Origin of the sequence: Streptomyces sp. NPDC047315, assembly GCF_040643215.1 — a bacterium.
Lineage (GTDB): Bacteria > Actinomycetota > Actinomycetes > Streptomycetales > Streptomycetaceae > Streptomyces.
Genome location: NZ_JBEYTZ010000031.1, coordinates 66,886 through 78,473 on the forward strand (window position 1 = coordinate 66,886; position 11,588 = coordinate 78,473).

9 protein-coding genes and 1 tRNA gene are annotated in these 11,588 nt (G+C 71.7%); 7 read left to right on the plus strand and 3 right to left on the minus strand.

The genetic code is table 11. The annotated features are described in order from the left end of the window. Positions 1-50 precede the first annotated feature (50 nt). The 6 genes from ABZ842_RS30070 to pyk all read left to right on the plus strand — a co-directional run bounded on the left by ABZ842_RS30070 (position 51) and on the right by pyk (position 8,959). Complete coding sequence (locus ABZ842_RS30070; RefSeq protein ID WP_361543619.1) at positions 51-446, plus strand: chorismate mutase; 396 nt, start codon at positions 51-53, stop codon at positions 444-446. A 209-nt stretch (positions 447-655) separates the two neighbouring features. Continuing rightward, entirely contained in the window at positions 656-3,235 is a 2,580-nt protein-coding gene (gene pepN / locus ABZ842_RS30075; protein ID WP_361543622.1) for an aminopeptidase N, read from the plus strand. 257 nt (positions 3,236-3,492) lie between these two features. Further along, positions 3,493-4,887: a pyridoxal-dependent decarboxylase gene (locus ABZ842_RS30080; protein ID WP_361543625.1), complete on the plus strand. Its 1,395-nt coding sequence runs from the start codon at positions 3,493-3,495 to the stop codon at positions 4,885-4,887. Further along, positions 4,884-6,398 carry a SidA/IucD/PvdA family monooxygenase gene (locus tag ABZ842_RS30085; RefSeq protein WP_361543628.1) on the plus strand — a complete coding sequence of 505 codons (1,515 nt, stop codon included), beginning with the start codon at positions 4,884-4,886 and terminating at the stop codon, positions 6,396-6,398. Before ABZ842_RS30080 ends, ABZ842_RS30085 begins: the two co-directional genes overlap by 4 nt. Before the next feature lie 192 nt (positions 6,399-6,590). Further along, on the plus strand, positions 6,591-7,346 hold the full coding sequence (locus ABZ842_RS30090) for an SIMPL domain-containing protein (RefSeq protein ID WP_361543631.1): 756 nt from the start codon (positions 6,591-6,593) through the stop codon (positions 7,344-7,346). A gap of 179 nt (positions 7,347-7,525) precedes the next feature. Then, positions 7,526-8,959, plus strand: coding sequence for a pyruvate kinase (gene pyk / locus ABZ842_RS30095; RefSeq protein ID WP_361543634.1), 1,434 nt, complete (start codon positions 7,526-7,528; stop codon positions 8,957-8,959). Between the two features lie 70 nt (positions 8,960-9,029). Here the strand turns inward: pyk and ABZ842_RS30100 are convergent. After that, a tRNA-Leu gene (locus ABZ842_RS30100) sits at positions 9,030-9,102 on the minus strand. A gap of 99 nt (positions 9,103-9,201) precedes the next feature. Here ABZ842_RS30100 and ABZ842_RS30105 point away from each other — a divergent pair. Beyond that, positions 9,202-9,855 carry a response regulator gene (locus ABZ842_RS30105; RefSeq protein WP_361543637.1) on the plus strand — a complete coding sequence of 218 codons (654 nt, stop codon included), beginning with the start codon at positions 9,202-9,204 and terminating at the stop codon, positions 9,853-9,855. A gap of 75 nt (positions 9,856-9,930) precedes the next feature. On the opposite strand, the gene ABZ842_RS30110 is transcribed toward ABZ842_RS30105, so the two are convergent. Beyond that, positions 9,931-10,647, minus strand: a complete 717-nt coding sequence (locus ABZ842_RS30110) for an ABC transporter ATP-binding protein (protein WP_361543640.1) — start codon at positions 10,645-10,647, stop codon at positions 9,931-9,933. Further along, positions 10,644-11,588, minus strand: a complete 945-nt coding sequence (locus tag ABZ842_RS30115; RefSeq protein ID WP_361543710.1) for an ABC transporter ATP-binding protein — start codon at positions 11,586-11,588, stop codon at positions 10,644-10,646. Before ABZ842_RS30115 ends, ABZ842_RS30110 begins: the two co-directional genes overlap by 4 nt.

An 11,588-nucleotide genomic window follows, 5' to 3' on the forward strand; every position in this document is an offset into this window, starting at 1 on the left:
AGCTGAGCTGCGCCGACCCGCCCGCCGCTGTCGACGTAAGCTCGGTGACCATGACCACCAGGGACATCGACGAGAGCGTCACCGCCGAGCTCGAACGGCTCCGGGGGAGCATCGACAACATCGACGCCGCCGTCGTCCACATGCTCGCCGAGCGCTTCAAGTGCACCCAGCAGGTCGGCCGCCTCAAGGCGCTGCACCAACTGCCGCCGGCGGACCCCGCCCGCGAGGCCAGCCAGATCGCCCGACTGCGGGAGCTCGCCGAGAGCGCCAAGCTCGACCCGGCGTTCGCCGAGAAGCTGCTCAACTTCATCATCGCGGAGGTCATCAGGCACCACGAGACCATCGCCGCGAACGAGCACCCGCGGGACTCCGGCGGCCGGGACTCGGGCAGTCGAGACTCTGGCGGCGCGGGCTCCAGCGGCACGGGCTCCAGCAACGCCGGCTGACGGCGCGGGCTCACGGCGCGGGCTCTGACGGGGACGCCGGCGCGTCCGCCGTACCGAACGACTGACCCGCGCGCCGGCCCTACCGAACGGCTGACCGGGCCTGCGGGCGTACGCTCCGTGCGCCCGCCGTCACCGCCGGGACCCCGTGCGCTCAGAGCGCAACCCCCACCCGGTGTGCGATCCGACCCCCATCAGGCAGCATGGCCCTCATGCCCGTACTCACGCGTGACGAAGCGCAGACCCGAGCCCAGCTCCTCGACGTCCACCGCTACACGATCGGCCTCGACCTGACCACGGGGACGGGGACCGGAGGAGCCGAAGGCACCGGAGCAGCCGCAGCGGACACCGGGCCGCGGGCGGCGGACGCGTCGGGAGCCGAGACCTTCGGCTCGCGGACCGCCATACACTTCACCGCCCGCGCGGCCGGGGACACCTTCGTCGAAGTGAAACCGGCCGAACTGCTGTCGATCACCCTGGACGGCACCCCGCTCGACGTCGCCGCCCTCGACGGCAACCGCTACCCGCTCACCGGACTGACCGCCGGGGAGCACGAACTGGTCGTCGAGGCCCGGATGCGGTACTCCCGCACCGGCGAGGGCATGCACCGCTTCACCGACCCCGTGGACGGCGAGACCTACCTCTACACCCAGCTCTTCCTCGACGACGTCGAGCGCGTCTTCGCCTCCTTCAACCAGCCCGACCTGAAGGCCGTCTTCGAAGTCGCCGTCACCGCGCCCCGGGACTGGACCGTCCTCGGCAACGGCGTCGCCACCGACCACGGCGACGGCAGCTGGACCCTGGCCCCCACGCCGCCGCTCGCCACCTACTTCGTCGCCGTCGCCGCCGGCCCCTTCCACTCGGTGCGCAGCGAGCACGCCGGGCTCCCCTTCGGCCTGCACTGCCGCCGCTCCCTCGCGCACCACCTCGACGAGGACGCCGAGGAGATCTTCGAGATCACCCGCCAGTGCTTCGACCGCTACCACGAGAAGTTCGAGGAGCCCTACCCCTTCGACTCCTACGACCAGGCGTTCGTGCCCGAGTTCAACGCGGGCGCGATGGAGAACCCCGGACTCGTGGTCTTCCGCGACGAGTTCGTCTTCCGCTCCGCCGTCACCGAGACCGAGCGCCAGACCCGCGCCATGGTCATCTCGCACGAGATGGCGCACATGTGGTTCGGCGACCTGGTCACCCTCGCCTGGTGGGACGACATCTGGCTGAACGAGTCCTTCGCCGAGTACATGGGCTACCAGATCCTCACCGAGGCGACCCGCTTCACCGACACCTGGGTCGACTTCGCCGCCAACCGCAAGAGCTGGGGCTACGACGCCGACCAGCGCCCCTCCACCCACCCGGTGGCGCCCGCCCACGACGCCGTCCCCGACACCGCGTCCGCGCTGCTCAACTTCGACGGCATCTCCTACGCCAAGGGCGCCTCCGCGCTGCGGCAACTGGTGACCTGGCTCGGCGAGAAGGACTTCCTCGCCGGCATCAACGTCCACTTCGCCCGGCACAAGTTCGGCAACGCCACCCTCGCCGACTTCATCGACTCCCTCTCCCAGGCCACCGACCGCGACGTGCACGCCTGGGCCGAGTCCTGGCTGCGCACCGACGGCGTGGACACCCTGCGCCCCGCCCTCGCCGACGGCGGCGGGAACTGGTCGCTGGAGGTGGCACGACAGGGCGGCCGGCCGCACCGGATCTCCGTCGCCGCGTACGACACCGACCCGGTCGACCCCGACCGGCTGGTGCCGCGCGGCCGGTTCGAGGTCGACGTGCCGTCGGTCGAGGCCGCCGCCGACCCGCAGCCGGGCCGGCGCCCCTCCCTCGTCGTCCTCAACGAGAACGACACCACCTACGCCAAGGTCCGCTTCGACCCGGTCTCCTGGGAGACGGTCGTACGGTCCCTGTCCTGCGTGCCCGACCCGCTGACCCGCGCCGTGGTGTGGAACGCGGCGCGCGACATGGTCCGCGACGGGGAGCTGACGCCCACCGCGTACCTGGAACTGGCCCGCGCCCACCTGCCCCGCGAATCCGACCTCGCGGTCGTCCAGGGCGTGCTGACCTTCGCGACCCACCAGATCGCGCTGCGCTACCTGCCCGAGGAGGAACGGTCCGCCGCGCTCGGCACGATCCGCGCGGTCTGCCGCGACATCCTGCGCCGCACCGAGGACGGCAGCGACAGCAGCCTGCGGCTGATCGCCGTACGGCAGGTGATCGACGCGACCGCGCAGCCCGAGACCATCCAGGAGTGGCTGAACGACGGCAGCGTCACCGGCGGGCCCGAACTCGACCCCGAGCTGCGCTGGCGCATCCTGTACCGGCTCGCGGTCCTCGACGCCGTCGACGAAGCGGCGATCGCGGCCGAACTCGACCGCGACCCCAGCGCCACCGGGCAGGAGGGCGCCGCCCGCTGTCGCGCCGCGCTGCCCACCCCCGAGGCCAAGGCGGCGGCCTGGGAAGCCCTGTTCGCCTCCGACGACCTCTCGAACTACCTCTTCAACGCCACCGCGCAGGGTTTCTGGCAGCCCGAGCAGGCCGAGCTGGTGCGCGACTACCTGCCGCGCTACTTCGCCGACGCAGGGGCGCTCGCCGCCCGCAGGGGGCCGGCGATCGCCACGGCGGCCGGGCGCTGGGCGTTCCCGCTGCACGCGGTGGACCGCGAGGTGCTGGAGCGCGGCGAGCAGGCCCTGGAAGACCCGGAGTTGGTGCCGGCGCTGCGCCGTCAGCTCGTCGACCAGCTCTCGGACCTGCGCCGGGCCCTGGCGGTGCGCGCCCAGCCCACGGTCTGAGAGACCGCTCAGCGGAGGGTTTGCGCCGCGGCCCGTACGACGGAGGTACGTCGTACGGGCCGCGGCATTTCGCGCAGACGCGTCGACGTTTCGGGTCGGCGGGCCGATGTTTCGGGTGGGCGGGCCGAAGTTTCGCGGCAGCGCGCCGGGCTATCACGCGGTGCGGCCAACACCGGGCGGCCTCCGCGTCGTTGTGCATCGTGGTGTCCCGGGTCCCGGGCACTCGCTGCCCACGACCCCCGAAGGAGCGCAGCGCGATGGCCGTGCCCTCTTCGAACGCCGCCGCGGCAGGTGGGGCCGAGGGCCCCGGCGCGCTGCGACCCCTGATCGACGTCGTCCTGGAGGCGCTGCACGAAGGCGCCGTGACCCGTGGGGGGCCGTTCCCCGCCGGCGGACCCCAGCGGGTGGGGGCCGAAGTGCGGCACGCGCTGGGCGACCCCTTCCCGCAGCGGGGCGCGGGCGCCGAGGAAGCCCTGCGCAGCCTGGTGCGGGTGACGGCGCACGGCGCCGCCGACCCCGCCCACCCCCTGTGCGCCGCCCATCTGCACACCTCCCCGCTGGCCCTCGCGGTCGCCGCCGACCTCGCGGCCAGCGCCCTCAACCCCTCGATGGACTCGTGGGACCAGGCGCCCGCCGCCTCCGAGATGGAGGCCGCGATCACCGCGGCCCTGGCCGCCGAGGTGTACCCGGGCGTGTCGGGCGCACCGCACCCCGACGCCCTGGTCACCACCGGCGGCAGCGAGTCCAACCTCCTCGGCCTGTTGCTGGCCCGCGAGCGGCACGGCGCGGTCCAGGTGGTCTGCGGGGCCGCCGCGCACCACTCCGTACGGCGTGCGGCCTGGCTGCTGGGGCTGCCCGAGCCCGTCGCCGTGCCGGGGCCGGGGGACGTGCTCGACCCGGCCGCGCTGGACGGCGCGCTGACGGACGTACCGCCGCCGCACCTCGTCGTCGCCACCGCCGGCACCACGGACACCGGGCGCATCGACCCGCTGCCGCAGATCGCCGACGTGTGCGCGCGGCACGCCACGGAGCTGCACGTGGACGCCGCGTACGGCGGGCCGCTGCTGTTCAGCCCCCGGCACCGGGCCCGGCTCAGCGGGCTCGACCGGGCCGACTCGGTCGCCTTCGACCTGCACAAGCTGGGGTGGCAGCCGGTCGCCGCCGGCCTGTTCGCGGTACGGGACCGGGCCAGGCTCGCGCCGCTGGCCACCACCGCCGAGTACCTGAACCCGGACGACGACACGGAGGCCGGCCTCCCCGATCTCCTCGGCCGCTCCCTGCGCACCACGCGCCGCCCGGACGTGCTGAAGGTCGCCGTCACCCTGCGGGCCCTCGGCCGTACCGGGCTCGCCGCGCTCGTGGACCGCACCGTGGAACTCGCGGAGCAGTTCGCGCGCCTGGTGGCGGGCCACCCGCGGCTGGAGCTGTGGGAGCCGCCCACGCTCACCACGGTGCTCTTCCGGCCGGCGGGGGCGACGGACGACGAGGTCGCCGCAGCCCGGCGCGCCCTGCTGGCCGAAGGTGCGGCCGTGCTGGGGCGGGCCCGCGCGGACGGCCGGCTCTGGCTGAAGGCCACCCTGCTGAACCCCCGTACGACCCCCAGCGAACTGAACGACCTGATCGCCCTCGTGGAAGGCAGCACCCGACGATGACCGACGCGCCCGCACCGCCAACCGACCGGACCCGACCCGCGGAACGTCCCCTGGACCTCGTGGGCATCGGCATCGGGCCGGCCAACCTCTCGCTCGCGGCCCTGGCCGACGGCCTCAACCACCGGCGGGTCCCCAACCGGCCGGACCTCAATCGGCCGGTCCTCAATGGGCCGGGGCCCGGCGTCGTCGAAGGCGCGGCGGCGGACGGCGTTGAGGTCGCCTTCTACGAACAGCGCCCCGCCTTCAGTTGGCACGCCGGGCTCCTCATCGAGGGTGCCACCCTCCAAGTGCCCTTCCTCGCCGACCTCGTGAGCCTCGTCGACCCCGCCAGCCCCTGGAGCTTCCTGAACTACCTGCGCTCGCGCGAGCGGCTGTTCCCCTTCTACTTCGCCGAGCGCTTCCACATCCACCGCGCCGAGTACGACGCGTACTGCCGCTGGGTCAGCGAGCACCTGCCCGAACTGCACTTCGGCCACCAGGTCGACGCGGTGCGGTGGAATCCGGAACGGGACCTGTTCGAGGTCGACTTCACCCAGGTCGGCGCCGACGGCGAGGTGGAGGCCCTGGGGCGCACGCACGCCCGGAACGTGGTGCTGGGCGTCGGCACCGAGCCGTACGTACCCGATCCGCTGCGGCCCCTCGTCGACGCGCCCGCCGCTCCCGTGTTCCACTCCGCCGACTACCTCGACCACCGAGAACGGATCCTCGCCGCGGACCACGTCACGGTCATCGGCTCCGGACAGTCCGGCGCGGAGGTCTTCCTCGACCTGCTCAAGGCGCGCCCGGCGGGGCGCGAGAAGATCCACTGGCTGGCGCGCACCGAGGCGTTCGCGCCGATGGAGTACTCCAAGCTCGGCCTCGAACACTTCACCCCGGACTACGTCCGCTACTTCCACGCCCTGCCGCAGGAGACCCGCGACGGGCTCGTACCGCGGCAGTGGCAGCTCCACAAGGGCATCGACGCCGGCACGATCGCCGCGATCCACGAGGAGCTGTACCGCCGCTCGCTGCACGGCGGCTGGCCGGACGCCGTCCTCACGCCCGGGGTGCAGGTCCGCACGGCGGGGCGGGTCGCGACGACGAAGGTGGAGCTGCACCTGGAACACGTCCAGCAGGGCACCCGCTCCCGGCTGACGACGGAAGCCGTCGTGCTCGCCACCGGCTACCGCGAGTGGCCCCTCGGCCGGATGCTCGCCGGACTCGACCCGTACGTGCGCCACGACTCGGCGAACCGGCCGCGCATCGACGAGGAGCACCGGTTGGTGCTGGACCCGTCGGTGACGGGCTCGGTGTACGTGCAGAACGCGGAGACGCACACGCACGGCGTCGGCGCGCCCGACCTCGGGCTCTCGGCCTGGCGCAGCGCGAGCATCCTCAACTCGCTCACGGGGCGCCAGCCGTATCCGCTGCCGCGCCGCACCTCCTTCACCACCTTCGGACTCGACCAGCGCGAGGCACCGAAGATCCCCGGCCAGGGCAGGCGACTGACGCCGCTGGTGCGGGGCTGGTGACACGGGTCGCCGGGTCTGGTTGTGCGGGCCCGGTGACGCGGCGCCGGGTCCGGTGGTGCGGGCCGGGTTGACCAGGGCGGACGCCGTGGGGCGGGGAGGTTATCCACAGGGGCCGCGGGATGTCGGCCGTGGATGCGACAGTGTCGGTACGTCAGCAGCGGCGCCGCCGCGGTCCGTACGAGGGAGTTCGCCATGACCACCGATGTCCCGCCCCACTCCACCGCCCCGTCCTCCGCTCAGTCCACCGTTCAGTTCACCAACCCGTCCGCCACGCCCTTTGGTACGCCCGACGCACCGAGGGTCGCCGTGCGCGGCGAAGCCACCTTGGAGGTCGATCCGGAGATCGCGCGGATCGCCATCACGGTCAAGGCCCGCGGCAGCGACCGGCGCAGCGCCCTGGAAGACCTGACGCGCCGCAACCTCGCCGCCCTGGAGCTGATCAGGTCGTACGGGGAAGCGGTGGAGAAGTTGGAGACGGGCGCCTTCTCCATCACGCCCGAGCTGTCGCGGCACGGCAGGGGCGAGCGGGTGCGGACGTATCACGGCCGGGTCCACCTCACCGCCGTGCTGGCCGACTTCACCGCCCTCGGCGAGCTGACGACCCGGCTCGCCGATCTGGAGCTGACCAGCGTCGACGGCCCGTGGTGGGGACTGCGCCCCGACTCCTCCGCCCACGGCGACGCGCGGCGGGAGGCGGTGCTGGAAGCCGTCCAGCGGGCCCGGGAGTACGCGGGCGCGCTGGGCGCCGAGCTCGCCGCCCTGGTGGAGCTCGCCGACCTGGGCGCGGAGGCCCCCATGGCGTACGCCCCGCCCGCACCCGGTGCCATGGCCAGGGGGTACGGCGGCGCGAGCGTCGAGGCCGCCCCCGCGCTCGATCTCGAACCCCGTCGACAGACGGTTTACGCCCAGGTGAACGCCCGCTTCACGATCACCCCGCCCCGGCTGTGACCCCCGCCCTGCCCCTGCCGTTTGCCGCTGCCGTTGCCCCTGCCGTCACCCCACTCTGAACGCTCAAAGGAGCACCCCTGTGCACAGTTCGCGAATTGTCAATACCCTTTAACGCAAAGGTTGTTGAGTCGTCATGTGGAGCCCATTCGCTACCGCCCGGTACGGCATAGGCTCAGACCATGCGCCGAGCAAAAATCGTCTGTACGTTGGGCCCTGCCACCGATTCCTACGACCAGATCAAAGCCCTGGTCGAGGCCGGAATGGACGTGGCCCGCCTCAATCTCAGCCACGGCTCCTACGCCGAACACGAGGAGCGCTACCAGCGCGTGCGCAAGGCGTCCGACGAGAGCGGACGCAGCGTCGGAATCCTCGTCGACCTCCAGGGTCCCAAGATCCGGCTCGGCCGCTTCCGTGAAGGTCCCGTCCTGCTCGAACGCGGCGACGAGTTCACGATCACCGTCGAGCCCGCGGAGGGCGACCGCCACCTCTGCGGCACGACGTACTCCGGCCTGGCCGCCGACGTCACGCCCGGTGAGCGCATCCTCGTCGACGATGGCAAGGTGGCCCTTGAGGTGCTCGCGGTGGACGGGCCGCGGGTGCGCACCACGGTCGTCGAAGGCGGCATGGTCTCCGACAACAAGGGGCTGAACCTCCCCGGCGTCGCGGTCTCCGTGCCCGCGCTGTCGGACAAGGACATCGAGGACCTGCGCTGGGCGCTGCGCACCGGGGCCGACGTCATCGCGCTGTCGTTCGTCCGCAGCGGGCGGGACATCGAGGACGTTCACCGCGTGATGGACGAGGAGGGCCGCCGCCTCCCGGTGATCGCCAAGGTCGAGAAGCCCCAGGCCGTGGAGAACATCGACGAGATCGTGGCCGCGTTCGACGGCATCATGGTCGCCCGCGGCGACCTCGGCGTGGAAATGCCCCTGGAGCAGGTGCCGATCGTCCAGAAGCGCGCGATCAAGCTGGCGAAGCGCAACGCCAAGCCGGTCATCGTCGCCACCCAGATGCTGGACTCGATGATCGAGAACTCCCGCCCCACCCGCGCCGAGGCGTCCGACGTGGCCAATGCGGTCATCGACGGCACGGACGCGGTGATGCTCTCCGGGGAGACCAGCGTCGGCAAGTACGCCGTCGAGACGGTCAGGACGATGAGCCGGATCGTCACGGCGGCCGAGGAGGACGTCCTCGCCAAGGGGCTGCCCCCGCTGACCGAGCGGAACAAGCCGCGCACCCAGGGCGGCGCGGTCGCCCGGGCGGCAGCCGAGATGGGCGACTTCCTGGGCGCCAAGTTCTTGGTTGCCTTCACTCAGTCCGGAGACACCGTCCGACGGCTGTCGCGCTATCGCTCGCCGATCCCGCTGCTGGCCTTCACCCCGGACCCGGCCACCCGCTCCCAGCTCAATCTGACCTGGGGCGTGGAGACCTTCCTCGGCCCGCACGTCGACTCCACCGACGCGATGGTGGCCCAGGTCGACGAGGAGCTGTTGAAGATCGGCCGCTGTGAGCGCGGAGACATCGTGGTGATCACCGCGGGCTCGCCGCCCGGAGTGTCCGGATCCACCAACTTGGTGCGGGTGCACCACATCGGTGACGCCGAACTCGACGCCTGAGCGCGGCGAGGCCCCTCCGGGAACGCCACGGAGGGGCCTCACACGCCTGACCTTGGAAAGGAAGGGAAAGTACCCCGGGTGGGATTCGAACCCACGCTATATGGTGTTTGAGACCATTGCCTCTACCGCTGGGCTACCGGGGCATCCTTAGAAACGAAGGGTCAAGAGCACCCTTCGTGTCCTAACCATACAGGAGCTGGGTAATCTCTTGGAGAGCACCCTGCCTTGGAATGAGGAGTCCCGTGACCGCCCCCGACCAGCCACATCCCGTCCCGGACGACGACACCGCACACGTTCCACCGCTGACGACGCGCGTCGTGATCGCCGAGGACGAGGCCCTGATCCGGCTCGACCTCAAGGAGATGCTGGAAGAAGAGGGGTACACGGTCGTCGGCGAGGCCGGCGACGGCCAGAAGGCCGTTGAACTCGCCCGGGAACACCGGCCCGACCTGGTCATCCTCGATGTGAAGATGCCGATCCTGGACGGCATCTCCGCCGCCGAGAAGATCGCCGGGGAGTCCATCGCCCCCGTCCTGATGCTGACCGCGTTCTCCCAGCGCGACCTGGTCGAGCGGGCGCGCGACGCCGGCGCGATGGCGTACCTCGTCAAGCCGTTCAGCAAGAGCGACGTGGTGCCGGCCATCGAGATGGCCGTCTCCCGCTTCGCCGAGCTGAGGGCGCTGGAGCAGGAGGTCGCCGACCTCTCCCAGCGGCTGGAGACCCGCAAGCTGGTCGACCGTGCCAAGAGCGTGCTGCAGACGGAGTACGGACTGACCGAGCCGGCCGCCTTCCGCTGGATCCAGAAGACGTCCATGGACCGCCGGCTCTCCATGCGGCAGGTCGCCGAAGCCGTCATCCAGGACTCGGAGGAGAAGAAGGCGACGAAGGGCCAGTAGCCCGCGCCGCCGCAGCCCGTACGCGATGGGCCCGCACCCCGACAAGGGTGCGGGCCCATCGCGTACGGCGGTCGCTCAGTCCTCGCCGAGGTACGCCTTGCGGACGGACTCGTCGTGCAGCAGGTCGTCACCGCTGCCCGACAGCACCACCCGGCCCACCTCCATCACGTGCCCCTGATCCGCGAGCGAGAGCGCGGCCTGCGCGTTCTGCTCGACCAGGAGGATCGTCGTCCCCTGCGCCTTGAGCTCGGAGATCGTCGACATGATCTTCTGCATCATGATCGGCGACAGCCCCATCGAAGGCTCGTCGAGCATCAGCAGCTTCGGCTGCGACATCAGCGCCCGGCCCATCGCGAGCATCTGCTGCTCACCACCGGACAGGGTGCCCGCGGCCTGCTTGCTGCGCTCGCCCAGGATCGGGAAGAGCTCGTAGGCGCGCTGGATGTCCTTCTCGATGCCCGCCTTGTCCTTCCGCAGGAAGGCGCCGAGTTGGAGGTTCTCCACGATCGACAGCCGGGGGAAGATGTGCCGGCCCTCGGGGGAGTGGGCCAACCCCAGCGCGACGATCTTGTGGGCGGGCACCCCGGTCAGCGGCTTGCCGTCGAAGACGATTCGGCCCCCGGTCGGTTTCAACAGCCCCGACAGGGTGCGCAGCGTCGTCGTCTTGCCCGCGCCGTTCGTCCCGATCAGCGTCACGATCTGACCGGCCTCGACGCTGAAGGAGATGCCCTTCACGGCCTCGATCTTGCCGTAGGCGACCCGGAGGTCCTCGACCTCTAGCAGTGCGGTCACGGGGTCTTCCCTTCCGGCCGGCCGGCGGTGCCGGTGTCGCTGTCCTGCCGGCCGGAGTCCGACGGTCCGCCGGCGTGGTCCGCGCCCGAAGCGACCGCCTCGGCCGCTTCCACCTCCGCCACCTCCTCGGCGCCGGGCGCGCCCTCGAAGGGCGTGCCCAGATACGCGGCGACGACCCGCTCGTCGCCCTGGACGACCTCCGGGGTGCCCTCCACGAGCTTCTCGCCCTGCACCAGACAGGCCACCCGGTCACAGAGGTTGAAGATGAAGCGCATGTCGTGCTCGATGACGAGCACCGCGATGCCCTGGTCCCGGATCGCGTTGATCAGGACCTCCGCCGCCCGCGTCTCCTGCGGGTTCATGCCCGCGGTCGGCTCGTCGAGCAGCAGCAGCCCCGGGTCGCTCGCCAGCGCCCGGGCGATCTCCAGCTTGCGCTGCTCGCCGTAGGGGAGGTTGCGGGCCAGGTGTTCCGCCTTCGCCTCCAGACCGGTGAAGCGCAGCAACTCCATGGCCCGCTCGCGCGATTCGGCCTCGGCCTTGCGGAAGCCGGGGCCGCGCAGCAGCGCCGACCACAGCCCCTCCTTGGTCCGGGTGTGCCGTCCGACCAGGACGTTCTCCAGCACCGTCATGTTGGCGAAGAGCCGGATGTTCTGGAACGTACGGGCCACTCCCGCCTGCGTGACCAGGTGCGGCTTGGGCGGCAGCACCGCGCCCTTGTAGCGGACCCGTCCCTCGGTGGGGACGTACAGCCCGGTCAGACAGTTGAAGAACGTCGTCTTCCCGGCGCCGTTCGGACCGATGAGACCGACGATCTCGCCGGCGCCTACCGTCAGGTCGACCGAGCGCACGGCGGTGAGACCGCCGAAGCGCATCGTCACCCCGCTGGCGTCGAGGACGGTCTGCGCCGAGACCGGACTCGCGGTCGTGGTGGTGGTCGTCAT

Coding starts and splice junctions, on each gene's coding strand:
- ABZ842_RS30070 (WP_361543619.1), top strand. CDS start 51: ATGACCACCAGGGACATCGACGAGAGCGTCACCGCCGAGCTCGAACGG.
- pyk (WP_361543634.1), top strand. CDS start 7,526: ATGCGCCGAGCAAAAATCGTCTGTACGTTGGGCCCTGCCACCGATTCC.
- pepN (WP_361543622.1), top strand. CDS start 656: ATGCCCGTACTCACGCGTGACGAAGCGCAGACCCGAGCCCAGCTCCTC.
- ABZ842_RS30085 (WP_361543628.1), top strand. CDS start 4,884: ATGACCGACGCGCCCGCACCGCCAACCGACCGGACCCGACCCGCGGAA.
- ABZ842_RS30115 (WP_361543710.1), bottom strand. CDS start 11,588: ATGACGACCACCACCACGACCGCGAGTCCGGTCTCGGCGCAGACCGTC.
- ABZ842_RS30080 (WP_361543625.1), top strand. CDS start 3,493: ATGGCCGTGCCCTCTTCGAACGCCGCCGCGGCAGGTGGGGCCGAGGGC.
- ABZ842_RS30090 (WP_361543631.1), top strand. CDS start 6,591: ATGACCACCGATGTCCCGCCCCACTCCACCGCCCCGTCCTCCGCTCAG.